We start from the raw sequence: 26,986 nt of genomic DNA on the forward strand, positions 1-26,986 counted from the left end.
TCGTGCGGGCATTTTTTTGGCTCCGCCACCGGATGCCACCAACGTGCAAGGCGGCGCGCCACGCGTCGTTAGAGCGCGGCGTGCATGCGCCTAGCGGCGCCAGCCACCACCCCAGCCGCCGCCTACTCCGATCCCTACGTCGACCGCTGGGGCCGCGTAGTATCCTGGCGCAGCATAGTATCCGTAGCCCGGCGCCGGCGCATAGCCGTACGGCGTCGGTGCGACGATGCAGCCGCTGAGGCTGGCCGCGATTGCTACGAGTGAGGCGAGGGCGATAAGTCTTCTGGTCATGATGAATTCTCCTTTTGGATATTGGAGCACGGCGCAGCTTCATTCGTGCGGCCACGCGTGTGACGGTGCGTTACGACGCGAACGAGGCCGATTCCCGGCGCAAGGCGGCAGCACTGTGTGGGCCGCGTCATAAGGGGCGAGCCCCATTTACAGATGCTTACGTTCGACACATGTCAGAGGAATGGAATGCGGCGAACCCCGACAAACACGTGCTGGTGTCGCAGCAAAGTTGCGGAAAACCCCGGGTGTTGCGCGCGCGCGACCTTGTAGCGCGAGCGGCGTTGATATGATGGCGTTACTGTTCCTCGGAGCGGCAATCATGGCGATCAGAGATTTGACTAAAAGCGAGCGGCTGCATGCCGCCATCGCCGAAGCACGCAAGCTGGCAGACAGCGGTGCGTATCACGACTACACCGATATCGAATACGTGTTGCGCTTCGATCACGGGCTATCGGATGTCTCGGCCTTGCTCGATAGTCCGGGTATACATCGCGATCTGAACCTCCGTTGCGCAGACGCGCGAGAACGGCACGTGTTGATTGCTGTGTGAATTCGTCAGCGTGGCTCCGCGGCGGCGCTATAAAAAAGCCCGCCGGGTCGGGGCGGGCTAAAGCTGAGGAGATTCACAACAAAACCTCATGGGGGATGAGGCGTTTCCAGTGTAGGTGCGCGCGACGCGTCCTGGGTTTCATCTGCTCTTACAGCTATTACGCTTCGTGACGAGTGTTATTTTCTTCACGTGGATCGCCAGTCTCCGCGAGCGATATTCAACACGCGTTCCCATGAACGAGACACTGTTTTCCCAACTACATGACGCGCTATCCGACGATGGCGCCATTACCGAATGGAGTCGCCTTCATGGCTGGTAACGAACACGACGCGCGCGTGCCGCACACCGCTAACCCCGCTGGTCTCGCTACGCCAGGCGGGCACTATAGTCACGTCGCGACGGGCAATGGTCTCGTGTTCGTATCGGGGCAATTGCCGATCGACGCCCAGGGCCGCAAGCTCACGGACGCGTCGTTCGAAGTCCAGGCCGAACAGGTGTTGACGAATCTCAAGACGGCGCTGGAAAGCGCCGGCAGCAGCATCGGGCAACTGCTCCAGGTGCGTGTGTATATCGTGGATGTCGAGCACTGGGCGAGCTTCAACCAGATTTATGCACGCTGGGCCGGCGAGGCAAAGCCGGCTCGCGCCGTTGTGCCGGTGAGTGCGCTTCACTTTGGCCTGCAGATCGAAATCGAGGCAACGGCTTTGGCTTAGGTTGTCCGCTTTGCCGACTTCTCAGATTCTGAAGGGATGACGGTATCGCTAGTCGTGCTGCTTCGCCAGCAAAGCATGCAGCGATCTGAAGCCGACCCATCCCCAGTAGACCCGGTGATGGACGATCAATCCGGCGGCGATATCCATCATCTCCACCAGATCGACCTGATCGCCGTCCGGAGTCTGCCGCGGATACTCCCACGTGAGTTGTGTGCCGTTGCAGAAGAAGGTGCCGGTGCGGTACCAGCGGCCCAGGTCGTTAGGTGGGGCGCGCAGGCCGGCGGCGAAGAACGATGTGATCGCCGTTTTGCCGGTCAGGATGCCGCTCTGGTTCTCCGGCAAGGTGGCGAGGGTCAGCGGACTTTCGAAGATGGCTTCTTCAGCGTACAGCGCCATTAGCGCGTCCAGGTCGCGGCTCTTGACCGATTCGTGCCATTGCTCGTAGATGTGGCGAATCTCGGCTTGTGTGGCCTCTATGGTCATGATCGGCTTCCGTCGTCGTGGTGGGACTTTGAGTCTAGGGCGTCCCCTGACGGAATGTTTCGATGCGTGACGAACGATGCGACCGGTTCGAACGTGCGGTGGCCTTTGTGGCCGCAGTCGCGGGGTGTGAAGCGTGAGGTATTTAGACGGGGGGCGCGGTTGCGTTTTCTAGACGAGTGCCTTAGTGAATCACAAGCGCGTTCACTTGCGCGTTGCCCGCACCCGACACGATGTTCAACCCAACATTGCCGCTTACATGCGACAACGCGCCGGCTCCCAGCGTTGCACTGCTGCTACCGCTGACCGACGCGGTGGCGCGTGCATCCTGCAGCGTGTTGACATCGGCGGATGGCGAACTGACCAGCGCGATCTGATTGGCCTGCGCATTCAGCGCGCCCGCTGCGACATTGACGCCGACGTTACCGGTCGCCCCACGCAACACGTCTGCGCCGACGGATACGGTCGTCGTTGACGACGTCGCCGTGCCGGTGGTTTGCTGGACGGTCGAAAGCGTCGTGCCGCCGAATAGCGTGGCGGCGTCCGGATCGGTGGAAGCCAGCGCGTTCACCAACGCAGGCGAAGCGCCAATGCCCAGCGAGACCAGCAAGGTGATAACGGGACGAAGGTTCATGTGTGGCTCCCAGACGAGTTTGATAATGCTCGTAGCTGTGCTATCGACCGGCTGGGTGCAAAAATTGAGTAGGGATTGTGCGGGGGCGACAGCCACCTTGCGGACCGATTGTCACGTTTGCGTGAATAGTGATTTCGCAACTTAGGTATTTACCCTAAGTCTCTTGCTTCTTAGACTGTCTTCACCTGCTGCACACAAACCGATGTGCGGCGCTGTGAAAAACAATCTTTGGAGGTAGTGATCATGAAATCGCTCATTAAAGCTGTGGCCGTCGCTGTTGTTCTCGCTGCTCCCGTTGTGTCCTTCGCCCAGACCAGTCAGCCTGTTACGCGGGCTCAGGTTCGCGCTGAACTCGTCCAGCTCGAAAAGGCTGGTTACAATCCGGCCCGCAGCGGCAGAGACCCGTATTACCCGGCGGACATCCAAGCAGCGGAAGCTCGCGTAGCTGCCGAAAATGGTTCTACTAGCGGTGTCGGTGGCGCGGTGAACGGCTCGTCGGAATCGGGCGCGGTTGCAGCTCCGGCATTGGGTGGCCCGCGTTCGGTTGTTGACTCTGGTCACTAATCAGTCAGATCGGCGAGCCGTTGGCAATTTATCCGGTTGCTAACGTCGCTTACTGAGCGCGCAGTATCGTCTGCGCGTCCTCATCTTTTTAAATGGTCCACGACCACTGCCGTGCAGTGGTGGTGGGCCATTTGCCGTATGAGGCCAGAAAACAAAAAATCCCGCCCTGCTGCGGAAGCATGAGCGAGATTTTAAGGCGGTGTCCTGGCGGAGGCGGTGAGATTCGAACTCACGGAAGGATCACTCCTTCGCCGGTTTTCAAGACCGGTGCCTTAAACCGCTCGGCCACACCTCCAAGCCCGAAATTGTAACCTGAAATCTCCTCGCTACGGCAACTTCGCACGCAGTCACAGTCGGTTTATCACTGCGGATCTTTCAGAAACAGCGCCTGCAAATCATTCAGAAACGCCTGCCCGAGTGGCGTCGGCGCAATCTTTTCGTGGTCTCGCGCAATCAGGCCGCGTTGTTCCGCTTCCCGCAACGCCGGCTCAATGGACGTCATCGATAAGCCCGTACGCTCGATAAACCGATGCACGGGAAAGCCCTCCACCAGCCGCAACGCATTCAACATGAACTCGAACGGCAGATCGCGCGGCGCGACTTCATGCTCCTCGTGCACCGGAGCGCCCGCCTTCGCCTGCTCAATAAAGGTAGTCGGATGCTTGTAGCGCATCTGCCGCAGGATGCGATTCGGAAATGACAGCTTCGTATGCGCGCCAGCGCCGATCCCAAGGTAGTCGCCAAAGCGCCAATAGTTGAGGTTGTGCTTGCTCTGCCGATGCGGCTGCGCATACGCCGAGACCTCATAGCGTCCATAACCCGCCGCGGTGGTACGTTCGTGAATCCAGTCCTGCATGTCGGCGGATGCATCGTCGTCCGGTAGCGACGGCGGAAATTTCGCGAACAGCGTGTTCGGTTCAAGCGTCAGGTGATACAGCGACAAATGCGGCGGCGCAAACGCCAACGCCGTTTCAATGTCCGCCTGACACTCCGCGAGCGTCTGTTGCGGCAACGCGAACATCAGGTCGAGGTTGAAGTTGTCGAACGTAGTGGCGGCCACTTCCACCGCATGGCGGGCCTGCGCCGAATCGTGAATCCGGCCGAGCGCCTTTAGATGCGCCTCGTTGAAACTCTGGATACCTACCGATAACCGGTTCACGCCACTTGCGCGAAACTGCGCGAACTTGTCAGCTTCGAAGGTGCCGGGGTTGGCTTCGAGAGTGATCTCGGCGTCGGCATCGAGCGGCAGAAGCGCGCGCACGTCCGACAGCAGCCGGTCCAGCCCCGCCGCCGACAGCAGGCTGGGCGTGCCGCCGCCGATGAACACCGTATGCACCTGACGGCCCCAGACGAGCGGCAACGCCAGCTCGAGATCGGCGCGGAGCGCATCGAGATACTCATTCTCGGGGAACGCCTCGCCCTTCCACTCGTGCGAGTTGAAATCGCAGTAAGGGCACTTGCGCACGCACCACGGAAAATGCACATACAGCGCGAGCGGAGGCAGCGACGTCAGATGGATACTGCCCGGCTGTGTGAACGCCTGGATCACCCCGGGGCCACTCTGGCCGGCGACCTTGATGGGAATCACGCTTCCTCCGTCAGGCGCGCGAGCAATTTTCGCAGTGCGATCGCGCGATGGCTGCTGGCGTTCTTCACTGCCGGATCGAGCTCGGCCGCCGTCGCGTTCAGTTCAGGCAGGAAGAAATGCGGGTCGTAGCCGAAACCATGTGCACCGCGGGGCGCGTCGATGATCTCGCCTGGCCAGCGGCCCTCGGCAATCAGCGGCTCGGGGTCGTCGGCGTGACGCACGAGCGCGAGCACGCAGAAGTAGTAAGCGCGACGGTCGGCGTGGCCCTGCAGTTGCTCGACGAGGCGTGCATTGTTCGCGGCGTCGCTTTTCGGCCCACCCGCGAGTTGCGCGTAGCGCGCCGAATAGACGCCGGGTGCGCCGCGCAGCGCGCGCACGCACAGTCCGGAGTCGTCGGCCAGCGCCGGCAGGCCGGTGATCTTCGCCGCATGACGGGCCTTCGTCAGCGCATTCTCGACGAAAGTCGGATAGGGCTCTTCCGCTTCGGGCACATTGAGCGTGCCCTGGGGGATCAGTTCGATGCCGGCCGCGTCGAGCAACGCCGCAAACTCGCGCAGCTTGCCCGCGTTGTTCGAGGCCAGCACCACTTTTCCAAGCGACGCGGTCATTGCCTTTCCCGCGTCGGAAGCCGGGAGAGCTGCGCCGCGGGCGATGTCGCGATCACTCACCCTTCAACCCCAGCGCTTCTTTCTGTTTCGCCACCAGCGTGCTGATGCCGTCGCGAGCGAGATCGAGCAGCGAGTTCATCTCGTCGCGCGAGAACGGTGTGCCTTCAGCCGTGCCCTGGATCTCGACGAACCCGCCCGCGCCCGTCATCACGACATTCATATCGGTGTCGCACTTCGAGTCTTCGTCGTAGTCGAGATCGAGCACCGGCAAGCCGTTGTAGACGCCCACCGAAATCGCCGCCACGAAGTCCGTGATCGGCGAGGTTTCGATGCGGCCGCTGGCCAGCAGCTTTGTCACCGCATCGTGCGCGGCGACAAAGGCGCCCGTGATGCTCGCCGTGCGAGTGCCGCCGTCGGCCTGGATCACGTCGCAATCGAGATTCATGGTGCGTTGGCCGAGTTTCTCGAGATCGAACACCGAGCGCAGCGCGCGGCCGATCAGCCTCTGGATTTCCTGGGTGCGGCCGGTCTGTTTGCCGCGTGCGGCTTCGCGGTCGTTGCGGGTGTTGGTGGCGCGCGGCAGCATGCCGTATTCGGCCGTCAGCCAGCCTTGACCGCGATCGCGCAGGAAGCCGGGGACGGTCTCCGCCACGCTCGCCGTGCAGATCACCTTGGTGTCGCCGAATTCGACCAGCACCGAGCCCTCCGCATGCTTCGTATAGTGACGCGTGATGCGCACATCGCGCAGCTGATCGGCGCGGCGGCCGCTGGGGCGGCCTTTGGAAAATGCGGTGGTGTCGTTCATCGTTCGGGGTCTGGGTGGGGTAGGCGGGAGGGAAACGCTAATTTTACCGCTGATCGTACGGGGCGGTTCCGTGTCTGCTCCGGCGTGTGTCGCAGAGAGGCCAGATCCAGGTATGGCGGGGCGTTCCGCCAAAGATGGGATAATGCCGTTTCCACGCCCCGCGTCTCGTACACGCCGGGCGATTCGACTCTTTCGGCCATCCCGTCAGCGGCATGGCCTCATCGCGAGACAAATGATGATCTACAGCATGACTGGCTATGCGAGCGCCACGCGCGAACTCGCGGCGAATACCGGCAATGGTGGCGTGAGCGTATCGGTCGAACTGCGCACGGTGAACTCGCGCTTTCTCGATCTGAACTTCCGGATGCCGGAAGACGTGCGCGTCTGCGAGCCGGTCCTGCGCGAAATGCTGATGAACAAGCTCTCGCGCGGCAAGGTCGATATTCGTATCAATCTGCAGCGTAGCGAACAGTCGGCCAACGCTGGAGCGATCAATCATGACGCTCTGAGCCAGCTTGCGCTGCTGGAACGCGCGGTCGTCAACGCTTTTCCGGAAGCCGGCCGGCTGCGGACCGGCGAAATCCTGCGCTGGCCGGGTGTGCTCGCCGAAAGCGGTGTCCCCGCTGAAACGCTGCGCGATGCGGTGCTTGGGTGCGGCAAGCAGGCGATTACCGACCTGATCGACGTGCGCGGCCGCGAAGGCGCCCAACTGGGCGCGATGCTGCTCGGCAACGTCACGGAGATGGAAACGATCGTTGCAAGGATCACGCCGCTGGTGCCGGAACTGATCACCAGGCATCAGCAGAAGATTGTCGAGCGCTTGCAGGAAGCCTTGGGCATTGCCGCGCCGGACACTGTGTCGACCAGCATCTCGCGTGAAGAGATCGCCGAGCGTATCCGGCAGGAAGTGACGATGTACGGCATCCGCATCGACATCACGGAAGAGTTGTCGCGGCTGACCGCCCACCTGAACGAAACGCGCCACGTGATCGAGAAGGGCGGCAAGGTCGGCAAGCGCCTCGACTTCATGATGCAGGAGCTCAACCGCGAAGCGAACACGCTCGGTTCGAAGGCTGCTGCGAAAGAACTGGCGGATTCGTCGATGACCTTGAAGCTGCTCATCGAACAGATGCGCGAGCAGGTGCAGAATCTGGAGTAATCTTCGAGCCACTTTCGGATAACGATTGCAATGACCGACCACACACGCGAAAACAGCGCACCGCGCAATCCATACGCTGGGGCTTACCCTGGCAACCTGTTCATGGTGGTTGCGCCCTCGGGCGCGGGCAAATCGACGCTCGTCAATGCGCTGCTCGCGCGCGACGAGGCGATCCGCCTGTCCATCTCCTACACGACGCGCCCGCCGCGTCCGAAGGAGAAGGACGGTGAGCATTACCACTTCACGACGGTCGACGACTTTCTCAAGCGGCACGCCACGGGCGAGTTTCTCGAAAGCGCCGAGGTGCATGGCAACTACTATGCAACCTCGCGTCTGTGGATCGAAGAACAGATGAAAAGCGGCCATGACGTGCTGCTCGAAATCGACTGGCAGGGCGCGCAACAGGTGAAAAAACAGTTTCGCAATGCTGTCGAAATCTTTATTCTGCCGCCCTCGCTCGAAGCGCTGGAAGACCGTTTGAAAAAGCGCGGCCAGGATGAGCCAAACGTGATTACACGGCGGCTGCTGGCCGCCGGTAGCGAGATCGCGCACTCGGCTGAAGCTGAGTTCGTGGTGATCAACGAGAACTTCGACCGTGCGCTGGCGGAGTTGCAGTGTCTCGTAGCCTCAACGCGCTTGCGCTTCGCCTCGCAATACGCACGCCACACGGACCTTTTTGTGCAACTCGGCATCCACCTCCCGCACGCGTGACTGCGGCGAGGTATCGAGCACATAAGGTAGAATAAGCAACATACTGAGAAGGAATCCAACATGGCCCGCATTACCGTCGAAGACTGTCTGAAAATGATCCCGAATCGCTTCGAACTGGCACTTGCCGCAACGTATCGCGCACGCCAGCTCGCTCAAGGCCACACGCCGAAGATCGAAAGCCGCGACAAGCCCACCGTCGTCGCGCTGCGTGAGATCGCGGCTGGCCAGGTCGGCGTCGAAATGCTGAAGAAGGTACCGGTCTAAGGTACGTTCCATCCGTTTTCGATTGCCATGTAATTCACACGCGCGTGCAGACCGGCGTCAAACCTGAACCTGATACGGAGGCGAATATGAGCACTACCCCCTCGCCCCCTGTCACGGAAGTGGAGAACGAAGTCCACGAGGGCGACTCACCGGCCTCGGCACGCAAGTACATCGACGCGGTCCTCGAACAATCGTTTCGCCATCTGTTCGGGCCGACCGCCACGCCGGAGCAGCCGCGCCGGCATGACGTCGTTTCGATCGCCAAGCTGACCTCTGCCTTGTCCGGCTATCTGTCGCCGGAAGAGATCAAGGACATCAAGGCGGCGTTCCACTTCAGCGACGAAGCCCACCTCGGGCAGTATCGCCAGAGCGGCGAGCCCTACATCACGCACCCGGTTGCTGTCGCGGAGATCTGCGCCAGCTGGAAGCTCGACGCCCAGTCGATCATGGCGGCGCTGCTGCATGACGTGATGGAAGACCAGGGCGTGACCAAAGCCGAACTCGCCGAGCGTTTCGGCGCCAAGGTCGCGGAACTGGTCGACGGCTTGTCCAAGCTCGACAAAATGGAGTTTCGTAATCGCGAGGAAGCGCAGGCGGAGAATTTCCGCAAGATGCTGCTCGCGATGGCGCGCGACGTGCGCGTGATTCTGGTGAAGCTGGCCGACCGGCTGCACAACATGCGCACCCTCGGCGCGGTGCCGCCGGAAAAGCGCCGCCGCGTGGCGCGCGAAACGCTGGATATCTACGCGCCAATCGCCCACCGGCTTGGCCTGAACAATACCTATCGCGAGTTGCAGGACCTGAGCTTCGCGAACTTCAACCCGCATCGTTACGCCACGCTCGAAAAAGCAGTCAAGGCGGCGCGCGGCAACCGGCGGGAGGTGGTCGGCAAGATTCTGGAGTCGGTGCAGCGCGCCATTGCGGACGCGAAGCTCGACGCCGAAGTCACCGGCCGCGAAAAAACCATCTTCAGCATCTACAAGAAGATGCGCGACAAGCAGTTGTCGTTCTCGCAAGTGCTGGACGTGTACGGCTTCCGCGTGGTGGTCGAGAGCGCGCTGGAGTGCTACACCTGCATCGGCGCGCTGCATGCGCTCTACAAGCCGGTGCCGGGCAAGTTCAAGGACTACATCGCCATTCCGAAGGTGAACGGCTACCAGTCGCTGCATACCACCTTGGTTGGCCCGTTCGGTGCGCCGATCGAGTTCCAGGTGCGTACGCGCAAGATGCACGAGATCGCCGAAGCGGGCGTCGCCGCGCACTGGCTGTACAAGAACGGCGGTGCGGATCTGAACGACGTGCAGAAGCGCGCGCATCAGTGGCTCAAGTCGCTGCTCGATATCCAGAGCGAAGCGGGCGATTCGAGCGAATTCCTCGAGCATGTGAAGATCGATCTGTTCCCGGATGCGGTCTACGTGTTTACGCCGAAGTCGCGGATCATGGCGCTGCCGCGCGGCGCGACCGCGCTCGATTTCGCCTATTCGATCCACAGCGACCTGGGCAACCAGTGCGTTGCGGTGAAGATCAACAATGAACTGCTGCCGTTACGCACTGAGCTGAAGAGCGGCGATATCGTCGAAGTGATCACGGCGCCGTATTCAAAGCCGAATCCGGCGTGGCTCGGGTTTGTGCGCAGTGGCAAGGCGCGCTCGGCTATCCGTCACTATCTGAAGACGATGCGGCTGAACGAGTCGGTGCAACTGGGCGAGCGGCTCGTCGATCAGGCGTTGAAGGGCTACGACCTCGCGCTTTCCGAGGTCACACCGGAAGCGTGGGAAAAGCTCGTGCAGTGGACCGGCAACAAGAGCCGTCAGGAAATTTTCGCGGATATCGGCCTTGGCCGGCGCGTGGCGGCGGTCATGGCCAAGCGCATCGAGGTGCTGATGAACGGGCACGATGCCGACGACGACAGCCCGCGCTCTGAGTCCGGCCACACGTCGCATGCGCCGCCGGTGGTGATCACGGGTACCGAAGGTATGTCCGTGCAGCTATCGGCCTGCTGCCGGCCGATTCCGGGCGACGACATCATGGGTTATATCGGCATCGGCCTCGGCATGGCTATTCACACCACCGACTGCCGGGTCGCCCAGCGCATTCACCGGCGCGATCCGGGCCGTTGGATCGACGTGGCTTGGGCGCCGCAGCCAGGCCGTCTGTTCGACGTGGCGGTGAAGGTGCTCGTCAAGAACACCAAGGGCGTGTTCGCCCGCGTGGCGGCGGATATCACGTCCGCAGACGCCAACATCGTCCACATTGCGATGGACGAAGACCTGTCGCAGGAATCCACGGTCTTGCGCTTTGTGATTCAGGTCAGCGACCGGGTGCATCTGGCCAACGTCATGCGCCGGGTTCGCACGAATCCTGACGTCATGCGCATCGCACGCGAACGGCCTAGCGAAGAAGGGCATCACCGTCACGATGGCGGGATGCGAATCGATCGCGAACGCGCCGATTATTGACGGCTTCTCCTGCTGCAATTCTGCAGCGCCGGTCTGAACACTCGGGCCAGATTCGGGTCTCACTCTGTTCTTGAGGGAGAGCGCAATGAACGTAGCTGACCTGAACGGCATGGACCTCGACTATTGGGTCGCCCGCAGCCTGCACGACTTCGTGCGTGAAATCCACTTTACCGATGGCGGACAGACCGTCTCGATTCGCGGCGAGGAGCGCGGACGTCCATGGGACGGCCGGTTCACCCCCTCCACGTCATGGGAGGCGGCTGCGACCGTACTGGAGCGGACGCAGCGGCTCGAGGTGCGGGAGCACGTGAATCGCCAGCAGGCGCATTGCGTCGCGGACTTCGAAGGCGGCCACAGGACGGCGGAGGGGCGGGGCGACTCATTGCGCGTGGCGGTGCTGCGGGCGTTTGTGACCAGCCGGTTCGGCGATACCGTGGAAGATGTCTTGCAGCAGTCGCAGGCGCTCGACGGCCTCAAGGCGGAACTCATCAGCGAGGTAACGGCGGGGATGTCGCCCGAAGATATTCCGACGCCTGACGGGCAGATCGGCGACATTCAATCAGCGCCGCGGTGAAACGCGAGTTGGGCAGGACACGGGAGATTGCCACCACTGTTGTCCATCGTGCCAACCTGTGTGAGCGGCCTTAAGGCGCCGGTCTGCGCATGGCTGCGAGTGTCACGATGGATGCGGCGCACTTCAACGCCGTTAACCCATCAACGCAAAAACAAAGGGCCTTCCATATGGAAGGCCCTTCATGAGTGGTGCGGCTGGCAGGATTCGAACCCACGACCCCTTGGTTCGTAGCCAAGTACTCTATCCAACTGAGCTACAGCCGCACGGCAAACTGGATACAACGAAAAGCCGGGTGAAACAAAAGGGCCTCCCCGGAGGGAGGCCCTCGAAATAAGTGGTGCGGCTGGCAGGATTCGAACCCACGACCCCTTGGTTCGTAGCCAAGTACTCTATCCAACTGAGCTACAGCCGCACGCAGAAACGAGATTATAGCAAAGGTATCAAAAAAGGGAAGCGTGAAACGGCGATTTGTCTGGTTGCCCTGATCGTGTAACCTTGATGGGCAGGGTTTGCTGCAGTCTATGGAAGATCATGAACAAGGCCTTTGTTAAAGAATCGAGCGAAGAGAGTGACGACGATCTCGACGCCGCGCAACCTGCGATCCCAGCCGGTGCGAAAAACTACATTACCCCCGCCGGTTACCGGCGGCTGCGCGATGAACTGCTGCATCTGATCGACGAGGAGCGTCCGGAGGTCGTGAAACTGGTCTCGTGGGCGGCCTCGAACGGCGACCGTTCCGAAAACGGCGATTACATCTACGGAAAGCGGCGGTTGCGCGAAATCGACCGGCGCATCCGGTTTCTGACCAAACGCCTTGATCTGGCGGAGATTGTGGATAGCAGCAAGCAGGAAAATATCGACCAGGTGTTTTTCGGTGCGACCGTCGACTATGCGACCGCGGATGGCGAGGTGCACACGGTGACGATAGTCGGTGTCGACGAGGTCGATCTGGACCACGGACGGGTAAGCTGGATTTCGCCCGTGGCGCGGGCGCTGGTGAAGGCCAGGATCGGCGATCAGGTGACGTTGCACACTCCCGCGGGCCCAGAACCGATCGATATCATCGACGTGGTGTACCCACCGCCGGATGAAGGCGGTTAATCGCTGGGCCAGGCGGTGCGGGCACGCACTGCCTTCAAGTCACAGGTGACAAAAAAAAGGCGCCGCAAGCGGCGCCTTTCAGTACTTCTACTACCGGATGCTTTAGAAGCGGGTACGCAGACCTGCCGTCACAGCAACCTGGTTGTTGTTGCCCGAAGCGGTCAGACCATTGATGTCTGCGTTCAGGCCCGAGCCGTCCTGGCTCACGTGTTGATATTCGCCTTGCAGGTACACGTCGGTACGCTTCGACAGCGAGTACGAAGTTTGCAGGTTGAACTGGTTCCACTTCGGATTCGCGCCATCGATGCTCGATTGCGTGTAGGTGTAGCCAGCAGCCAGGCTCAGAGCCGGCGTCAGCTGGTAACGGCCGTTCACTTCGAAGTTCTGGAAGTGACCGCTGGTCGCGCCGAGCGGAACCGTTGCCGACGTACCTGCCGAACCCGCAGCGATGCCTGCGAGGTCGTTCAGGTTGGTTTGCGTGTACACGAAGGCTGCCGTTGCCGGGCCGAATGCGTAGCTGATGCCAGCACCGAACGTGCGCTGACGACCTGCCAGCAGCGTGTTGTCGCCGTCGACTGCGCCGGCGGTGTTCGTGATTGCGCCGAGAGCACCAACGTTGTTATTCAGTTGCAGGTACGCAGCTGCAACATTCAGGCCGCCGTAGTTATACGAACCGCCAACGCTGTAAGCACGGTTGTTCGAGAACTCGCCAGCTGCGTTCGAGAAGCCATACAGGCCGCCGAACTTGAAGCCGCCGTAGTTCGCGCTCTGGAACTTGACCGAGTTGTCGACGCGGAACGAGTTGTCGAGGTTGTCGTTGTCGAACGGGTGAGCCGTGAACGTGCCACCGTATTGCGTGCCCGTCAGTGCCAGCGGTCCGAGATAGTCCACAACGCTGTCATATTGACGGCCAAGGGTCACGGCGCCGAACTGGTCGCTTGCCAGACCAACGAATGCCTGGCGGCCGAACAGACGACCGTCCTGGCGGAGGGTGCCGTTCATGACGTTAAAGCCGTTTTCCAACGTGAAGATTGCCTTCAGACCGCCACCGAGGTCTTCAGAGCCGCGCAGGCCCCAACGGCTCGTGTTGACCGCGCCGTCCGTTGCTTGCCAGTTGGAATGACCATTCTGGTTGTTCGTGTAGGTGATGCCTGCATCGATCAAACCGTACAGCGTAACGCTGCTTTGCGCGTGCGCTGCAGTAGCAAAAACGCCCGTGAGGGCCGCGACCATGAGTGTCTTTTTCATCTTTGTAAACTCCGAGAACAGGATGGGTTTTGGAAACCCAGGCTTCGAGGAAACGTCACGCGTACGCTGCGAGAGGCGATGGTCTGCGTGAGTGCGCACGATGCAAGCGGCGCGCTTGTTTCCGGACAGGCAGAGTGTAAGGACGTGGTCGCCCAGCGGACCTTCCGATTTGCGCAATAAAGTATTACTTGACGCGCAATTATTGGCGATGTTTGTCAAAGCCTTATTGGAAAAGGCTTTGCGTGGATACAACGGGTGGGGAGAGGGTGTGTCAACAGTCGTGCGTTGTTCAATTGCTACACCAAATGATGCGCAAAAACAACGCGAAAAGAATGAAAATCAAGATTGTTGCGGGACGAGCAATACATGATTGTCCATCGCACCGGCAATGTTTCGAAGCGCGGGTTGTATACTGGTCTTTCTGCTTTTCGAAGCGGACTTTTTCGTTGACGAAAAAGATCTCCAAACCTTTGTCGGCGCGACTTCCCAGTCGCGCTTTTTTTTGCCTATGTTTTCCGTGAACCGGTTCTAGCGGATATCGGTAGCGAGGACGCCCGGCAGAGATTCGAAATCAGTAACCACGCTCCAGTCTTCCATTACGTAATGGCGGGCATCCATTGGGGAAGACAACAGGTTTTGCCAGTGATCGCCATGCCACATGGGATCAAAGTCGAAGGCCGACTCTGCCGGCTGTCTGGCCCTGTCCGCGGGCGCCTTGTGGAGCGAGCGGCTCATCCAGGCGGTAAAGCGATGGAGTTCGTTCAGCAGCATGACTATCTCCTTTACATACTTCCAAGACCATCATGAGGCGACCGGTTTACTGGAACAACCCGGACAAACACTTACGAAAGACATACTCTGTTACAAATCCAGGGAAAAATTCCCTCTTTATGCGGGGAGGGGAGTTATCAAGTAAAACTGACGTGCCGGATATTCGGTTGTTACTTAATATGCGCGCGTTCGTTGCATCCAGTCAGGTGTCGTTTCGTTATTGTTTCAGCTTATAAGCCTCTATTAAAAATTTTCTTGACGGCTGATCTTTCTTCCCCGTATAACGGCAATGCTGAATTTTAGATTAGAAGACGTGATGGCATATCGCTACCACGTACCTCAATAAGGTCGTATCGTAATCGGCGTGAGGGCATTGCCCGTCTTAATCAAATCTAGAGGGAAATTGGAATATGGAAACTGGTATCGTAAAATGGTTCAACGATGCTAAGGGCTTTGGCTTCATCACATCGGACTCGGGTGGCGACGATCTGTTCGCGCACTTCTCGGAAATTCGCGCCGAAGGTTTCAAATCGCTCAAGGAAAACCAGCGGGTTTCCTTCGAAGTGAAGACGGGCCCGAAGGGTAAGCAGGCAGCGAACATCCAGCCGCTGTAAGCCGTGCGGGCCACGCCAACCGCGCGGCCGCAACACTGCATCGTAGAGCAGGAAAGCCCTCGCATTGCCGGGGGCTTTTTTATTGGTGATGTTTGATACGGGTTTATTCCTATTTTAATTCCTGCTCGGGCGTATCTCGGTGACTGCAGAGGGCTTAAGGCAGTATGTGCGTGGCCGATATTGCCCCTGAGTGAAGCGCACGCGTTCTGTTACGTCGATTTACCCAGGGTTTTCGAGTATAAAAATGGCCGGCCTTTCCGTGTTCGAGTCATAAAAACATAATGTTGCCACGACGTCCAGATTCGCTAAAGACTGCCACCGCACCGCGTACCGCTCCCTCAGCCCCGCATTAAAGCGGCCAGACCGCGCGCATGCCGGTGCGCCAACTGATGCATACTTGCAGCAAGCCACGTATCGAACCCTATCCTTGCCCATGTCAGAACAGTTTTTGCAGAATCCCGCGATCGATTTGCCGATAGCGTTCGTCGACCTTGAGACCACAGGTGGATCGACCGGGGAACATCGCATCACCGAAGTGGGCGTCGTCGAAGTAGGTCCATTGGGTGTGTCCCGCTGGAGCACGCTGGTCGATCCGCAGCAAAGCATTCCGCCCTTTATCCAGCAACTCACGGGTATCACCGATGCGATGGTGCGCGGCGCTCCCACATTCGATTCAATTGCTCCCGCCCTGTTCGAGCGCCTCGAGGGAAAGCTGTTTATTGCGCACAACGCGAGTTTCGATCGTGGCTTCCTGCGCAGCGAGTTTCGCCGCGCGGGACTGGCGTTCAATCCGGATGTACTGTGCACCGTGCGTCTGTCGCGCGCACTCTTTCCGGCAGAAAAGCGCCACGGACTCGACGCGCTAGTCGAGCGGTACGCATTGGTACCGTCCGACCGGCACCGTGCGCTGGCCGATGCCGACCTCCTGTGGCAGTTCTGGCAGCGCCTGCATGGGCTGGTCCCGCTCGAGGTGCTGCGCACGCAGATCGACCGCACGTTGCGACGTTACCGGCTGGCGGGCGAAATCACGGAAGACCTGCTCGATACGGCGCCGGCCGGTTGCGGCGTCTATGTGTTCTACGGAGAGGACGATGTGCCGCTCTATGTCGGCCGCAGCGTGCGGGTCCGGCAACGCTTGCGCTCGCATCTGAGCGGCGAGCGCCGCTCGTCGAAGGACATGCGGCTCGCGCAGCAGGTGCGGCGCGTCGAGTGGCTGGCGACCGGCGGCGAGTTGGGGGCTATGCTGGCGGAGGCTCAGTGGATCGCGACGCTGCGTCCGGGGCAGAACCGCGTCCCGCGGGTCGCGAAAAGCGACCCTGTCGATGCCCCGTGGCCGTTCGACGGACCTATCGTTTTCGAGGAGCGCGACGCGGAGTTGCAAGCCCGCGCCTTTCACGTGGTCGACCGCTGGCGCTACGTCGGTCACGCCCCCTCGCTCGCCCAGGCGGCAAGCCTGCATGCGTCGAGCGTCGCGGGTTCGTTTGAACTTTCGACTTACCGGATCCTGCAGTCGCATCTCGCGCGCGGCCTGCGGGTCATGCCGCTTGGGTTGCCCATCGCGGCAAGTGCAGCGAGCGTCGCCTAGCCCGTCGCGCCAACCCCGCCGGATTCACACACGTGACCGAGCGCGTGGGTGAGTGCGCCCGAGCGGGCGGAGTCATAGCGGGTCAATGAGTTCCAGTTCGCAATACCCTGCGCCACGCGCGACGGGCAGTCTTGGGCCGTACGTAGCGTCTGCACACGTGCGAGCCCGGCGATCATCGACTTGGTCAACCGGTCGAGCTGGGGCCGGGTGCTGGTCGCGAGGTCGGGAGGAGCCCCCTCAGGCGGGCGCGTGCTGCGCCAGGTGGCGAACAGGGCGTTCTGCACTTCCTTGCTGGCGTCAATCTGATCCTGGAAGAATGCTCGTGCAAACTCAGGGTCGACCTGCGCGGCGGCCGCCCGCTTGGCGACATCGTCGAGTAAAGCGGCTTCGCGCGGTGCATCGGTGATGGCCTGATGGTTTGCCCACTTCCAGCGCGCGACAGGCTCAGCAAGAGCCAGTCGTTGAGATACGAGCGAAATCAGATTGGTCAGGGCGGTGTCGTCGCTGTCTGCATGAGCGAGGCGCGGCGATAGAGTCGATGCGGCGCACAGCGCGAGCGCACACAGTACACCGCTACGATACAAACGATTCATGAGAGGGGCGACCGGGCAGTCGAGGGAGAAAAGCCTGAAGAATAAACGATGCGGCGGTAAAGCGACGGGTATAAAGCGGGAGACGTGCGCGAACATGGCGCTGAACTGATTGATCCGGCGCGTACCAATGAGTCAATACAACCTGCTGCGGCCCGCAAAATGTGCGCACGTGCGCTCGCCGGTCACGCACGGTGTGCGTGTCCCCGATGCTGCAGCGCGCCAGCTCACTCTTACTTCGGCTCGCACGACTTGCGTTGTTCGTCGAAGAACGCGCGAACATGCTCAGGCAGTTCGGCGCCCAGGAACTCAACGCCAGCAGGTTCCGGATCCGGACTGAAGACTTTATCCGGGGTCGGAATCTTGGGCGGTTTGGCATCCATGATTTTTCTCCTGTACCAACTGATTATCTGCCGCGGTCCCCAATCTGCACTAGTGCTGCAAAGCGTTAACACTGTTTTTCAACGCTTGTCTGTTGCTTTAACGGCACAGCATCACTTTGCTTGAACTCGTTTGAATAAAATTTAAGGCCTGCTCTGCATTTTTACGAACGGTCGCGCTTATTTGAATCTGCCGCCCTGCACGGCCTTGTACCGCCTGCCACTGCTCGCTGTCGAAGACGTCGCCCTGCTATGTTCGAGCTTTCTCATTGCTGCATTGCAGCGCCTGCGTGTGTCGTCGTTTTTCGCGTATTTCCGACCGGGCCCTTTAGCGTTACGTAGCCTTTACCGCAGAAGCGGCGTAAAGGTGTCTGTCACACTGAATGGTTATCGAGGCCTTTAAGCAATCAGTTTCGCTGCAGTGCACATACACCAGGAAACGTCGCCGCTTGTTTCAACCATCCCTCATTTTTTGTTAACGACGGGTTACGTGATTTCGTTGACGTCTTTGACGTTCTTTTACGTATGCATATGAAATGACGAAAGCACACCGCGTCCCTTTGGAGGCGGTGTGCATGGGTCAGACGTGAAGTCGTGCAATGGGCAATGCCCGGGTGTACGCGACCCGCTCAAGCTGTGCGACGTGAATGACCTTCCTGCTGGCCCGTTGTGTGAGCGAAAGCGGGGCGGATAGACGGAGAGTTTCCGTCGCCCTCTACGTCAGCGGCAGACGTGCACTCGATGGTGGTGATGCCAGACCCAATGACAATGATGGTGATGGTCATAGTCAGCGAACGCCGGCATTGCCGCGCATAGCGTTGTCACTGCAACGAGGATTGTCGCGCCGATCTTCTTCATAGATACATCTCCCGAGAGTTAGAGACGAAAGCATAGCAGTTTGTGTGCCTTAAACGTCCGCGCTATCCGTCGCGTGGCGCGCATCTATGTGTTTCGCCGAAGCGTCCGGGGTGAAGCAGTTTGAGCAGCATGTTTTGACACGCGCTCACGATTGTCAGATTTGCGAGAAAAGTGATTTCAAAACTTAGGTATTTACCCTGGGTTTATCGACTCTTAGACTGTATTCACCTGCTGCACACAAACCTGTTTGCGGCGCTGTGTAAAACAAATTCTGGAGGTTTAATCATGAACTCGATCATCAAGGCTGTTGCCATCGCTGTCGTTCTTTCCGCTCCGGTCGCTTCATTCGCTCAATCGAACCAACCTGTGACCCGTGCAGAGGTGCGCAGTCAACTGGTTCAACTTGAAAAGGCCGGCTATAACCCAGCGTCGGCTGACAATGCCACTTACCCGGCTGACCTGCAGGCTGCAGAGGCGCGCGTTGCTGCAGAGAATGGTTCGACGAGCGGTGTCGGTGGTGTGGTTAGCGGTTCGTCGGAATCGGGCGCTGCTGCAGTCTCGACATTCACAGGCCAACGCTCGATTTACGCCGGTCACTAAATCACTGTAGTGACGTTGTTCTGGGGTCTGGGCCGGACGGTGACGTCTGCCCACCCCAGCAGGTTTCGTCGGAAATGGTTCGTAAAACGTGTAATCGACATCGAAACCTAAAGCGAGGTTGTGCGTCCTACACTGAAGTTGCCTCTAGCGAGAGGTGCTTTCATGGACATATCTCCCTTGTCAAACCCGCCGTTGCACCGGCGGGTTTTTTTGTATCCTGTGACGTCGTGCTGTGGGTCTTGGCAATCGTGGCTGTAGTGAATGACTCAGCGGCGCACGACACTTCCGCCAAACGTATTTCCACCGGGCGAACCTGCGCTGAACGAGCCCGAGCCGGATGTACTCGCGTCGAATGCGCCTGAGTTGACGCTGGTGCCATTGGCATCGATTGAATCCGGATTCGGCAAGCCCCGGGCAGCTCGACGAGCATAGACGCCGCGCGGATCGGCTGCGACCTTTTTGTAGGTATCCTCATGATCCCAGCGCGGCGTGCTGCCGTAGACATAGCCCTGATTCACCTGCACCAGCACGCCGATTGAAGGATTGCAGCCGAGGCCGACGGCGATGGTTTCGTTCGTAAATGCGCCCATGTTGCTGACGCCCATTCCGACCGCGCCTCCCACATGCACTGCGTCGCACTGATTCGCCGCAAACACGACCGTGTCGCTCGGGATCGCAACGTCGACGAGCTCGGTTCCGCCGACTAGCACGGTCACGAGCTTGCCCGCAGCCAAGGTCCCGTTCTGAACCTGGCCCGTCTTGACAAAGTCGACCTGGAGCGCGAAGCCGGTCAAGTGTTTCGCGTCTTTCGGCAGGGGGACTTTGTAAGGGGCCAGGCGCGGGCCGTCGTCTATGCCGGCAAAATTTCCGCCACTGGCGGTGATACGCATGCCGACGCCAGCGATGTTGGTGCTATATGCGCCCGCGAAATCGGCCACAGGAGCCGGCGCCATCGCCAACTGGGCCTCGCGCGTGTTCGATGCCCCGCTGCAGACAAATGGAATATCTTGTGGCGCCGCGACGCGCACCGACCCGATCGTCGCACCTACTGGCAGGCTTGGCGAGACAGCGATATTCGTCGAAGGAAGCGTGAGATCCAGCGGTTGACTGGCGCCGCTGGAAACGCAATTCGCATGCGCGGATTGGGCGCCACCTAAGCAGATCGCGCCGAGGACCGGCAGGGATAGAAAAAATCGAAAACAAAGCCGGATGTCTGCTCGCATCTCTCTCACCTGGTAGCCGCCCGAGTTCTATTCTGAGGCGATTGTACGGATCTGAAATGCTGTCGACGACGCCGGCTTCTTACTGAATCTGACAGCCGTGCGGGATGGGGAAGCTACCCGAGTGTCACTTTCGCGTCCTCGCCGAGAGGCGTCTCATCGCTATAATTGAGGCTTTCCCTATACAACCCCATGCAAATAGGCGGCCTTTCTTTGGCATCTGGCGCTGCCCTCGTCATCGCCATAGCGTTCGCGGTTGCAGCCTGTTTGGTCCGCTTCGGCTTCTTCAAGTCCGTGGTAGAGGGGGAAATCTCCGCCAACAGATTTCATGCGATCGACGGCCTGCGCGGTTATCTGGCATTGGGCGTTTTGTTGCACCACGTCGTGATTAACGAGCAGTTCTATCGGACGGGAACTTGGGAGTTGACGCCGTCGCGATTAAACACTTTTGTTGGACGCGGTTCCGTCGCCTTCTTCTTCATGATCACAGCGCTCCTTTTCTGGGGGCGAGTTATCGAAGGCGACGGCAGGATCGACACCTTGAAGCTTTATGTGTCTCGTGTCCGTCGTCTCGTGCCGATGTACCTTGCGAGTGCGGGACTTCTCATTGCCACTGCTTTGGCGCTGACACATTTTCGCATTTCAGCGCCGCTTGCCGATCTGGTCTCGCAGATAACGTCCTGGTTGCTATTCACCATACCTGGCATGCCCGACATCAATGGGCTCAAGCAGACCAGTCTGATAAACACGGTCTTTTGGTCGCTCGTATACGAGTGGAGGTTCTATCTGATCCTGCCGTTCGCGGCCGCCATCGCTTCTGTTAGTCGCGCGTGGGCTGTGGCTGTTGGCGCAGGACTGTGCATAGCGCTATTTTCAGCGACCCAGATCGAGTGGTTTTTCATTGGTGGATGCGTCGCGGCCTATTTTGTCCGCGTTAAGGCCGTGCAGGAATTGAGTGTGGGACCAACGGGCTCGTTCGTTGCGCTTGCCTGCATCGCCACTACCGCGCTGTATCAACCGCTCACGTATTCGCCGCTCGCCGCCGCATTGCTCTTTGTTCCTTTTCTTATTTTCGCAGCAGGCAATTCACTATTCGGGTTGCTAACCTGTCGTCCCGCGCGGCTTCTGGGCCTCCTCAGTTACAGCGTCTACCTGCTCCATAACTGGGTGTTGTATCTCGTTTCCCGTATGGTCAACCACTACACGGCGGTCGCGGGCTTGTCGCCCGTACGTTATTGGGCGCTTGTCGTCCCCGTCGTGCTGGCGACCGTCACCTTATCCGCCCTCACATATCGTTTCGTCGAATATCCCTGGATAGGCGGCATAGGGAAGGAAAATCGCCTCCGCCGATGGCGGCGCGTGCATTGAACAGATATTGATCCAGCGCGAATCAACGACCACGTGAATTTCGACCGGTCAGTTCAATTGTCTATGGCGTAAGGTTGGGCCTGCGTGGCTTGTGCTGGTTGACTGAATCTGGCTGCATGGCGGTTACGTGCGCCCCAGAAAGCAAAAAGCCCAGTCGCAATGACTGGGCTAAGTGCTTGAATCTGTTGGTGCCGGAAAGAGGAATCGAACCCCCGACCTTCGCATTACGAATGCGCTGCTCTACCGTCTGAGCTATTCCGGCATCAGGAGAAACGAGATTATAGGGACTTTATTAACGCCTTGGCAAGCCCCCGGGTTCAACTTTTTGTTTCGAGATGGTAGCGGGTTACGCGGTCTACCTCGTTCTTCGAGCCGAGGAACACGGCCACCCGTTCGTGCAGGCTTTTCGGAACAATATCCAGAATGCGCTTCTCGCCGTTGGTTGCGGCGCCGCCTGCCTGTTCGACGATGAACGCCATCGGATTGGCCTCGTACATCAGGCGCAGCTTGCCTGGCTTGTCCGGGGAGCGCTTGTCCGCCGGGTACATGAAGATGCCGCCGCGATTCAGGATACGGTGCACATCGGCGACCATCGATGCGATCCAGCGCATATTGAAGTCTTCCTGACGCGAGCCGTCCTTGCCGGCCTTCAGTTCATCGATGTACTGATGGACAGCCGGGTACCAGTGGCGCTCGTTCGACGCGTTGATCGCGTATTCGCGCGTTTCGACCGGAATGGTCATGTCGCTTTGCGTGAGTACCCACGAACCCAGTTCGCGGTCGAGCGTGAAGCAGTTCACGCCGTTGCCGGTGGTCAGCACCAGCACGGTTTGCGGACCGTAGACGGCGTAGCCGGCGGCGACCTGCTGCGTGCCTGGTTGCAGGAACGACTGCTCAGTCGGCTGCTGGCCGTCCGGGCAGCGCAACACTGAGAAGATAGTGCCGATCGACACGTTCACGTCGATGTTCGACGAGCCATCCAGCGGATCGAACACCAGCAGATATTCGCCCTTCGGATAGTTGGCCGGAATCGGCGAGAACTTCTCCATTTCTTCGGACGCCATGCCGGCCAGATTGCCGCCCCATTCGTTCGCTTCAAGCAGGATTTCGTTCGACAGGATGTCGAGATTTTTCTGCACCTCGCCCTGGACGTTCTCGCTGCCGGCGGTGCCGAGCGCGTCGCCCAGCGCGCCCTTGCTGACGTGGTAGCTGATCGCCTTGCAAGCCCGTGCGACGACTTCGATCAGCAGGCGTAGATCTGCCGGCAGGTTGTTGGTTTCGCGCTGCTGCTCGATCAGATACTTCGTGAGAGTGGTACGACGTTGCAAAGCCATTGCAGTACTCCGGTAAGGCGAAGGAATCCCGTGATTTTACCCGCTCGCTGTGTCTTTCCTGTGCCACAGAAAAATTTGAGGCGGAATGCGCGTGCTGCACCAGCACACACCACCGCTGTAGCAGGCGCCCAGCCCGTCCGGAAAGGCGACGGAGTGCTGGCGTCGACCTCAAATCTCAGGCTTTGCGCGCTGCCTTCACAGCGGCAACGTTGCTGACCATGCCGGCGGCGTGGCTGACCGCGCGTGCGTGGCCACGCGGCATACCCGGCAGTTTCGGCCTCCGTGCGCGGGCGAGCGGTTCGATCTCGTTGGCGATCTGCTCGCCGGCTGCCTCAGTGGCGATGCGCAGGTCGTAGGCGATTTGCAGATTGAGCCAGAACTGCGCGCTTGCGCCGAAATAACGGCCAAGCCGCAGCGCGGTATCTGCCGAGATTGCGCGCTTGCCGAGCACCACGTCGTTGATGCGCGGCGTAGGCACACGCAGCGCTTTTGCCAAAGCGTTGACCGACATGCCGAGCGGATCGAGAAACTCGATGCGCAGGATCTCGCCCGGATGGACGGGCGCAATTTGCTCGCCAGTTTCGATGTCCGAAAAGTCGGTGCTTTCCAGCTCGGAGCGTTTGATGACCATGCTGGTCTCCCAATCAATCAGTGATAATCGACGACCTCGACATTCAGCGCCTCGCCATCCACGAAGTGGAAGCAGATGCGCCACTGCGCGTTGATGCGGATGCTCCATTGCCCGCTGCGTAGCCCTTGCAGCGCCTCCAGCCGATTGCCGGGCGGCGCGTACAGGTCTTCAACCGAAACCGCGGCGTCGATCATGAGCAGCTTGCGATGCGCGGCGGACTGAATTTGCGTGGGTAACGAACGGACGAAGCCGCCTCTAAATAACAGTGCTGTAGCCTTGTTGCCGAATGTCGTAATCATAGGGATGATATAACGCCTCGCGTTAAACGTAAACCGTTAAATGAACGGGTTTACTTTCACCCCGGCGGCCCAACAAAAACAGTCGTCCGAATGGCCAACGCGTGTGTAGGACTGACTCCTACGGACTCTGCGGACGAAAAAAAAGCCGGCCACATGTGCCGGCTTTCTCCTGCCTGAAAGTACCGAGGCAGATCAGGCGAGCGCCTTCTCAACGATCTCGCGCACGTCGCGCGATTTCACCTGTGCCGCTACTTTCTCCAGAGCTGCGCGCATGCCGTCGCGCAACTTCGGCGTGAAGCGACGCCACAGTTCGAGTGAGCGGGCGAGGCGCGCGGCGACCTGCGGATTCAGCGCGTCGAGCGCGATGACCTGCTCGGCCCAGAACGCGTAACCCGAGCCGTCTTCGGCGTGGAACTGTGCCGGGTTGGCCGCGCAGAAACTGAAAATCAGCGAGCGGGCGCGGTTCGGATTCTTCAACGTGAACGCCGGATGAGTCATCAGCTTGCGCACGATCTCGATCACCGGACGTTGTGCGTTGCCGCGCTGGGTGGCCTGCAGGGCGAACCACTTGTCGATGACAAGCGGTTCCTTCTCGAAGCGGCGGTAGAAGTCGTCGAGCGCTTCCTGCGCCTGCGTGCCGCCGCCGGCCGCTGCAGCGTTGAGCAACGCGGACAGCGCGGCCGAGCGATCGGTCATGTTATTTGCAGCGGCATACTGCGCCGAGGCGAGGCGCACGGCTTCGGCCGGATCGTCCAGTTCGGCGAGATAGGACAGCGCAAGATTCTTCAACGCACGATGTCCGCTTGCCTTCGGCGTGGCTTCGTACTCGCCTGGCGTATGGTGCTGTTCAAACACCGCGAGCCATTCGCTCCTGAGCGCCGTCGCAAGGCGCTTGCGCACGAACTGGCGGGCAGCATGCACTGCAGCCGGATTCGACTCGGACATCTGCTCGGCCAGATACGCTTCGGATGGCAGAATCAGCGCCAGCTCACGGAACGCCGGCGAGAGCGATTCGTCGGTCAGCACGCGTGCAAATGCGGCGACGATCGAATCGTCCAGTTGCAACGGCGCGCCGGTCGCGGCACGCCCGGCTAGCGCGAGCAACTCGCGCGTCGCCAGTCGCTGACCGGCTTCCCAGCGGTTGAAAGGGTCGCTGTCGTGGGCGAGCAGGAAGGCGAGTTCGTCGGCCTTATAGTCGTATTCGACGATCACCGGTGCCGAGAAATTGCGCAGCAGCGAAGGCAGCGGCTTTTCGGCGACATCGACGAACGTGAAGGTCTGCTCGCTCTCGGTAAATTCGAGGACACGCGTAGTGCCCGGCGCCGCGCTCGCTTCCCCCTCGAGCCGCAGCGGCAGATCCGCACCGTCCTTGCCGATCAGGCCGATCGCAAACGGGATCAGCAGCGCACCCTTTTGCGTCTCGCGGGCGGCCGGCGCAGCGTCGCCGTAGCCTTGCGTGAGCGTCACGCGGTAGGTGCGAGCCGCAGCGTCGTACGCAGTCTTGACAGCCACACGCGGCGTGCCGGCCTGGCTATACCAGCGTTCGAATTGGGCAAGGTCGCGCCCGTTCGCGTCCGCCATCGCATGACGGAAGTCGTCGCAGGTCACGGCCTGGCCGTCGTGGCGCTTGAAGTACAGGTCCATGCCCTTGCGGAAGCCATCGCGGCCGAACAGCGTCTGATACATCCGCACGACTTCCGAGCCCTTCTCGTACACCGTCATCGTGTAGAAGTTGTTGATCTCGACGTAGCTTTCCGGGCGTACCGGATGCGCCATCGGACCCGCGTCTTCGGCGAACTGCATCTGGCGCAGCACGCGCACGTCTTCGATGCGCTTGGTGGCGCGCGCGGCTTCGTCGTGACCGTTGTGACCGCCGGCCATGTCGGCCGAGAACTCCTGGTCGCGGAACACCGTCAGGCCTTCCTTCAGGCTCAACTGGAACCAGTCGCGGCAGGTCACGCGGTTGCCGGTCCAGTTGTGGAAGTACTCGTGGCCCACCACCGCTTCGATGTTGGCGAAGTCGGTATCGGTCGCGGTTTCCGGGTTCGCCAGCACGTACTTCGTGTTGAAGATGTTGAGCCCTTTGTTCTCCATCGCGCCCATGTTGAAGTCGCTCACGGCGACGATCATGAAGCGGTCCAGGTCGAGTTCCAGCCCGAAGCGCTCTTCGTCCCAGCGGATCGAATGGATCAGCGAATCCATGGCGTGACGGGTCTTGTCCAGGTCGTGCGGTTCGACCCACACCTGCAGCAATTTCTCTGCGCCGGAGCCGCTTTTCACGCGTTCTTCGATGCACACCAGCTTGCCTGCTACCAGTGCAAACAGGTAGCAGGGCTTGCGGAACGGATCTTCCCAGCGCGCGAAATGGCGGCCGTCGGGCAGATCGCCTTCCTCGAGCAGATTGCCGTTCGACAGCAGCACCGGATACGCAGACTTGTCCGCGCGCAGCGTGACCGTGTAGGTCGCCATCACGTCCGGCCGGTCGAGGAAATAGGTAATGCCGTGAAAGCCTTCCGCCTCGCACTGGGTGAAGAAGTTGCCGCTGGACACGTACAGGCCGGAGAGCGTAGTGTTTTCAACGGGTTTGCAGATGCTCGTGATCGTCAGTTCGAAGCTGTCCGGTACGTTCTCGACGGTCAGCCCGTGTTCCGCCGGACGCACCGCGGTATACGGCGCGCCGTCGATGGCCGCGCTGACGAACTCGAGTCGTTCGCCGATCAGTTCGAGATGTGTCGCGTGCGTGGCGTCCGGATTGCGGCGCAGGCGCATCGTGTTTTTGACGACTGTGCGTTCGGGCACGAGATCGAACTCAAGTGCCACGGTATCGATCAGGAAGGCGGGCGGCGCGTAGTCGGCGCGACGGATCACAGGGGGCGTTGCGGTATCAGCCATGGCGGTTTGTAAGAATAAGATATTGAGCCGGCGGCGCATCCAGTACGCACCGGTATGTCAGCCATTGTACAAAGAAAGCTCGGGCCGCTCTGCGG

General features: G+C 60.1%; 28 protein-coding genes and 4 tRNA genes. 13 read left to right on the plus strand and 19 right to left on the minus strand.

Going from position 1 to position 26,986, the window contains the following annotated elements; genetic code table 11:
- Positions 1–90 precede the first annotated feature (90 nt).
- Positions 91–291 (minus strand): hypothetical protein, encoded by a 201-nt coding sequence (locus tag BUS06_RS07230; protein ID WP_074263662.1) that lies wholly within the window; start codon positions 289–291, stop codon positions 91–93.
- Between the two features lie 319 nt (positions 292–610).
- Between BUS06_RS07230 and BUS06_RS07235 the strand changes: the two genes are divergently transcribed.
- The gene (locus BUS06_RS07235) at positions 611–841 is read left to right on the plus strand and encodes a hypothetical protein (protein ID WP_074265952.1); all 231 of its coding nucleotides are present in this window, start codon (positions 611–613) and stop codon (positions 839–841) included.
- Between the two features lie 308 nt (positions 842–1,149).
- A complete protein-coding gene (locus BUS06_RS07240) occupies positions 1,150–1,554 on the plus strand; it encodes a RidA family protein (RefSeq protein WP_074263663.1) in 405 nt (134 codons plus the stop codon).
- Positions 1,555–1,602: 48 nt separating this feature from the next.
- Here the strand turns inward: BUS06_RS07240 and BUS06_RS07245 are convergent, their stop codons facing one another.
- Together BUS06_RS07245 and BUS06_RS07250 are read right to left on the minus strand one after the other, a co-directional pair.
- Positions 1,603–2,037, minus strand: a complete 435-nt coding sequence (locus BUS06_RS07245; protein WP_074263664.1) for a nuclear transport factor 2 family protein — start codon at positions 2,035–2,037, stop codon at positions 1,603–1,605.
- Positions 2,038–2,218: 181 nt separating this feature from the next.
- The gene (locus tag BUS06_RS07250) at positions 2,219–2,668 is read right to left on the minus strand and encodes a hypothetical protein (RefSeq protein ID WP_074263665.1); all 450 of its coding nucleotides are present in this window, start codon (positions 2,666–2,668) and stop codon (positions 2,219–2,221) included.
- 243 nt (positions 2,669–2,911) lie between these two features.
- Between BUS06_RS07250 and BUS06_RS07255 the strand changes: the two genes are divergently transcribed.
- The gene (locus BUS06_RS07255) at positions 2,912–3,232 is read left to right on the plus strand and encodes a DUF4148 domain-containing protein (RefSeq protein ID WP_074263666.1); all 321 of its coding nucleotides are present in this window, start codon (positions 2,912–2,914) and stop codon (positions 3,230–3,232) included.
- 205 nt (positions 3,233–3,437) lie between these two features.
- Here the strand turns inward: BUS06_RS07255 and BUS06_RS07260 are convergent.
- From BUS06_RS07260 to rph, 4 genes are all read right to left on the minus strand, one after another.
- A tRNA-Ser gene (locus BUS06_RS07260) sits at positions 3,438–3,527 on the minus strand.
- 66 nt (positions 3,528–3,593) lie between these two features.
- The gene (gene hemW / locus BUS06_RS07265; protein ID WP_143787578.1) at positions 3,594–4,811 is read right to left on the minus strand and encodes a radical SAM family heme chaperone HemW; all 1,218 of its coding nucleotides are present in this window, start codon (positions 4,809–4,811) and stop codon (positions 3,594–3,596) included.
- Between the two features lie 5 nt (positions 4,812–4,816).
- Positions 4,817–5,428: an RdgB/HAM1 family non-canonical purine NTP pyrophosphatase gene (gene rdgB, locus BUS06_RS07270; protein ID WP_074263668.1), complete on the minus strand. Its 612-nt coding sequence runs from the start codon at positions 5,426–5,428 to the stop codon at positions 4,817–4,819.
- Between the two features lie 52 nt (positions 5,429–5,480).
- The gene (rph, locus tag BUS06_RS07275; protein WP_074263669.1) at positions 5,481–6,233 is read right to left on the minus strand and encodes a ribonuclease PH; all 753 of its coding nucleotides are present in this window, start codon (positions 6,231–6,233) and stop codon (positions 5,481–5,483) included.
- A gap of 235 nt (positions 6,234–6,468) precedes the next feature.
- Between rph and BUS06_RS07280 the strand changes: the two genes are divergently transcribed.
- The 5 genes from BUS06_RS07280 to BUS06_RS07300 all read left to right on the plus strand — a co-directional run bounded on the left by BUS06_RS07280 (position 6,469) and on the right by BUS06_RS07300 (position 11,400).
- On the plus strand, positions 6,469–7,392 hold the full coding sequence (locus tag BUS06_RS07280) for a YicC/YloC family endoribonuclease (protein ID WP_074265953.1): 924 nt from the start codon (positions 6,469–6,471) through the stop codon (positions 7,390–7,392).
- Positions 7,393–7,422: 30 nt separating this feature from the next.
- On the plus strand, positions 7,423–8,103 hold the full coding sequence (gmk, locus tag BUS06_RS07285) for a guanylate kinase (protein WP_074263670.1): 681 nt from the start codon (positions 7,423–7,425) through the stop codon (positions 8,101–8,103).
- 60 nt (positions 8,104–8,163) lie between these two features.
- On the plus strand, positions 8,164–8,367 hold the full coding sequence (rpoZ, locus tag BUS06_RS07290; protein WP_031359151.1) for a DNA-directed RNA polymerase subunit omega: 204 nt from the start codon (positions 8,164–8,166) through the stop codon (positions 8,365–8,367).
- 86 nt (positions 8,368–8,453) lie between these two features.
- Positions 8,454–10,826, plus strand: a complete 2,373-nt coding sequence (locus BUS06_RS07295; protein WP_074263671.1) for a RelA/SpoT family protein — start codon at positions 8,454–8,456, stop codon at positions 10,824–10,826.
- Positions 10,827–10,911: 85 nt separating this feature from the next.
- Complete coding sequence (locus BUS06_RS07300) at positions 10,912–11,400, plus strand: phage protein NinX family protein (RefSeq protein ID WP_074263672.1); 489 nt, start codon at positions 10,912–10,914, stop codon at positions 11,398–11,400.
- A 186-nt stretch (positions 11,401–11,586) separates the two neighbouring features.
- Here the strand turns inward: BUS06_RS07300 and BUS06_RS07305 are convergent.
- Positions 11,587–11,663, minus strand: a tRNA-Arg gene (locus tag BUS06_RS07305).
- Positions 11,664–11,735: 72 nt separating this feature from the next.
- A tRNA-Arg gene (locus BUS06_RS07310) sits at positions 11,736–11,812 on the minus strand.
- A 119-nt stretch (positions 11,813–11,931) separates the two neighbouring features.
- Between BUS06_RS07310 and greB the strand changes: the two genes are divergently transcribed.
- Positions 11,932–12,501, plus strand: coding sequence for a transcription elongation factor GreB (gene greB, locus BUS06_RS07315; RefSeq protein WP_074263673.1), 570 nt, complete (start codon positions 11,932–11,934; stop codon positions 12,499–12,501).
- 102 nt (positions 12,502–12,603) lie between these two features.
- Here greB and BUS06_RS07320 read toward each other — a convergent pair whose 3' ends face one another.
- Both BUS06_RS07320 and BUS06_RS07325 read right to left on the minus strand, forming a co-directional pair.
- Positions 12,604–13,749, minus strand: a complete 1,146-nt coding sequence (locus BUS06_RS07320) for a porin (RefSeq protein ID WP_074263674.1) — start codon at positions 13,747–13,749, stop codon at positions 12,604–12,606.
- Between the two features lie 528 nt (positions 13,750–14,277).
- Positions 14,278–14,520 carry a hypothetical protein gene (locus tag BUS06_RS07325; protein WP_074263675.1) on the minus strand — a complete coding sequence of 81 codons (243 nt, stop codon included), beginning with the start codon at positions 14,518–14,520 and terminating at the stop codon, positions 14,278–14,280.
- 410 nt (positions 14,521–14,930) lie between these two features.
- Between BUS06_RS07325 and BUS06_RS07330 the strand changes: the two genes are divergently transcribed.
- Both BUS06_RS07330 and BUS06_RS07335 read left to right on the plus strand, forming a co-directional pair.
- On the plus strand, positions 14,931–15,134 hold the full coding sequence (locus BUS06_RS07330) for a cold-shock protein (RefSeq protein ID WP_074263676.1): 204 nt from the start codon (positions 14,931–14,933) through the stop codon (positions 15,132–15,134).
- A 433-nt stretch (positions 15,135–15,567) separates the two neighbouring features.
- Entirely contained in the window at positions 15,568–16,719 is a 1,152-nt protein-coding gene (locus tag BUS06_RS07335; protein ID WP_074263677.1) for an exonuclease domain-containing protein, read from the plus strand.
- Here BUS06_RS07335 and BUS06_RS07340 read toward each other — a convergent pair.
- Complete coding sequence (locus tag BUS06_RS07340; protein ID WP_074263678.1) at positions 16,716–17,312, minus strand: chorismate mutase; 597 nt, start codon at positions 17,310–17,312, stop codon at positions 16,716–16,718. The two genes, BUS06_RS07335 and BUS06_RS07340, sit on opposite strands and share 4 nt — an antisense overlap.
- A 230-nt stretch (positions 17,313–17,542) precedes the next feature.
- Positions 17,543–17,692 (minus strand): hypothetical protein, encoded by a 150-nt coding sequence (locus BUS06_RS37775; RefSeq protein ID WP_166660758.1) that lies wholly within the window; start codon positions 17,690–17,692, stop codon positions 17,543–17,545.
- 1,140 nt (positions 17,693–18,832) lie between these two features.
- Between BUS06_RS37775 and BUS06_RS07345 the strand changes: the two genes are divergently transcribed.
- On the plus strand, positions 18,833–19,147 hold the full coding sequence (locus BUS06_RS07345) for a DUF4148 domain-containing protein (protein WP_074263679.1): 315 nt from the start codon (positions 18,833–18,835) through the stop codon (positions 19,145–19,147).
- A 266-nt stretch (positions 19,148–19,413) separates the two neighbouring features.
- Here BUS06_RS07345 and BUS06_RS07350 read toward each other — a convergent pair whose 3' ends face one another.
- Positions 19,414–20,370, minus strand: a complete 957-nt coding sequence (locus BUS06_RS07350) for a hypothetical protein (protein ID WP_143787471.1) — start codon at positions 20,368–20,370, stop codon at positions 19,414–19,416.
- Positions 20,371–20,580: 210 nt separating this feature from the next.
- Between BUS06_RS07350 and BUS06_RS07355 the strand changes: the two genes are divergently transcribed.
- Positions 20,581–21,735: an acyltransferase family protein gene (locus tag BUS06_RS07355; protein WP_167379373.1), complete on the plus strand. Its 1,155-nt coding sequence runs from the start codon at positions 20,581–20,583 to the stop codon at positions 21,733–21,735.
- Positions 21,736–21,921: 186 nt separating this feature from the next.
- Here the strand turns inward: BUS06_RS07355 and BUS06_RS07360 are convergent.
- From BUS06_RS07360 to pepN, 5 genes are all read right to left on the minus strand, one after another.
- Positions 21,922–21,997: transfer RNA gene (locus tag BUS06_RS07360), tRNA-Thr, on the minus strand.
- Positions 21,998–22,052: 55 nt separating this feature from the next.
- Positions 22,053–23,069, minus strand: a complete 1,017-nt coding sequence (locus BUS06_RS07365; RefSeq protein ID WP_074263682.1) for a class 1 fructose-bisphosphatase — start codon at positions 23,067–23,069, stop codon at positions 22,053–22,055.
- A gap of 175 nt (positions 23,070–23,244) precedes the next feature.
- Positions 23,245–23,700 (minus strand): HigA family addiction module antitoxin, encoded by a 456-nt coding sequence (locus tag BUS06_RS07370; RefSeq protein ID WP_074263683.1) that lies wholly within the window; start codon positions 23,698–23,700, stop codon positions 23,245–23,247.
- Between the two features lie 17 nt (positions 23,701–23,717).
- Positions 23,718–23,999, minus strand: coding sequence for a type II toxin-antitoxin system RelE/ParE family toxin (locus tag BUS06_RS07375; protein WP_074263684.1), 282 nt, complete (start codon positions 23,997–23,999; stop codon positions 23,718–23,720).
- A gap of 192 nt (positions 24,000–24,191) precedes the next feature.
- Positions 24,192–26,891: an aminopeptidase N gene (gene pepN, locus BUS06_RS07380; protein ID WP_074263685.1), complete on the minus strand. Its 2,700-nt coding sequence runs from the start codon at positions 26,889–26,891 to the stop codon at positions 24,192–24,194.
- Positions 26,892–26,986: the final 95 nt, after the last annotated feature.

Source organism: Paraburkholderia phenazinium, from assembly GCF_900141745.1.
In the GTDB taxonomy this organism is placed as follows: domain Bacteria; phylum Pseudomonadota; class Gammaproteobacteria; order Burkholderiales; family Burkholderiaceae; genus Paraburkholderia; species Paraburkholderia phenazinium_B.

Bases quoted from the DNA above. Each gene is read 5' to 3' on its own strand.
- greB (WP_074263673.1), top strand. From the start codon at position 11,932: ATGAACAAGGCCTTTGTTAAAGAATCGAGCGAAGAGAGTGACGACGAT.
- BUS06_RS37775 (WP_166660758.1), bottom strand. From the start codon at position 17,692: ATGGATGCCAAACCGCCCAAGATTCCGACCCCGGATAAAGTCTTCAGT.
- BUS06_RS07240 (WP_074263663.1), top strand. From the start codon at position 1,150: ATGGCTGGTAACGAACACGACGCGCGCGTGCCGCACACCGCTAACCCC.
- BUS06_RS07235 (WP_074265952.1), top strand. From the start codon at position 611: ATGGCGATCAGAGATTTGACTAAAAGCGAGCGGCTGCATGCCGCCATC.
- BUS06_RS07250 (WP_074263665.1), bottom strand. From the start codon at position 2,668: ATGAACCTTCGTCCCGTTATCACCTTGCTGGTCTCGCTGGGCATTGGC.
- BUS06_RS07330 (WP_074263676.1), top strand. From the start codon at position 14,931: ATGGAAACTGGTATCGTAAAATGGTTCAACGATGCTAAGGGCTTTGGC.
- rpoZ (WP_031359151.1), top strand. From the start codon at position 8,164: ATGGCCCGCATTACCGTCGAAGACTGTCTGAAAATGATCCCGAATCGC.
- BUS06_RS07295 (WP_074263671.1), top strand. From the start codon at position 8,454: ATGAGCACTACCCCCTCGCCCCCTGTCACGGAAGTGGAGAACGAAGTC.
- BUS06_RS07365 (WP_074263682.1), bottom strand. From the start codon at position 23,069: ATGGCTTTGCAACGTCGTACCACTCTCACGAAGTATCTGATCGAGCAG.
- BUS06_RS07325 (WP_074263675.1), bottom strand. From the start codon at position 14,520: ATGCTGCTGAACGAACTCCATCGCTTTACCGCCTGGATGAGCCGCTCG.
- BUS06_RS07245 (WP_074263664.1), bottom strand. From the start codon at position 2,037: ATGACCATAGAGGCCACACAAGCCGAGATTCGCCACATCTACGAGCAA.
- rdgB (WP_074263668.1), bottom strand. From the start codon at position 5,428: ATGACCGCGTCGCTTGGAAAAGTGGTGCTGGCCTCGAACAACGCGGGC.
- pepN (WP_074263685.1), bottom strand. From the start codon at position 26,891: ATGGCTGATACCGCAACGCCCCCTGTGATCCGTCGCGCCGACTACGCG.
- BUS06_RS07370 (WP_074263683.1), bottom strand. From the start codon at position 23,700: ATGGTCATCAAACGCTCCGAGCTGGAAAGCACCGACTTTTCGGACATC.
- BUS06_RS07300 (WP_074263672.1), top strand. From the start codon at position 10,912: ATGAACGTAGCTGACCTGAACGGCATGGACCTCGACTATTGGGTCGCC.
- BUS06_RS07230 (WP_074263662.1), bottom strand. From the start codon at position 291: ATGACCAGAAGACTTATCGCCCTCGCCTCACTCGTAGCAATCGCGGCC.
- gmk (WP_074263670.1), top strand. From the start codon at position 7,423: ATGACCGACCACACACGCGAAAACAGCGCACCGCGCAATCCATACGCT.
- BUS06_RS07350 (WP_143787471.1), bottom strand. From the start codon at position 20,370: ATGCGAGCAGACATCCGGCTTTGTTTTCGATTTTTTCTATCCCTGCCG.
- BUS06_RS07255 (WP_074263666.1), top strand. From the start codon at position 2,912: ATGAAATCGCTCATTAAAGCTGTGGCCGTCGCTGTTGTTCTCGCTGCT.
- BUS06_RS07335 (WP_074263677.1), top strand. From the start codon at position 15,568: ATGTCAGAACAGTTTTTGCAGAATCCCGCGATCGATTTGCCGATAGCG.
- rph (WP_074263669.1), bottom strand. From the start codon at position 6,233: ATGAACGACACCACCGCATTTTCCAAAGGCCGCCCCAGCGGCCGCCGC.
- BUS06_RS07320 (WP_074263674.1), bottom strand. From the start codon at position 13,749: ATGAAAAAGACACTCATGGTCGCGGCCCTCACGGGCGTTTTTGCTACT.
- BUS06_RS07340 (WP_074263678.1), bottom strand. From the start codon at position 17,312: ATGAATCGTTTGTATCGTAGCGGTGTACTGTGTGCGCTCGCGCTGTGC.
- BUS06_RS07375 (WP_074263684.1), bottom strand. From the start codon at position 23,999: ATGATTACGACATTCGGCAACAAGGCTACAGCACTGTTATTTAGAGGC.
- BUS06_RS07280 (WP_074265953.1), top strand. From the start codon at position 6,469: ATGATCTACAGCATGACTGGCTATGCGAGCGCCACGCGCGAACTCGCG.
- BUS06_RS07345 (WP_074263679.1), top strand. From the start codon at position 18,833: ATGAACTCGATCATCAAGGCTGTTGCCATCGCTGTCGTTCTTTCCGCT.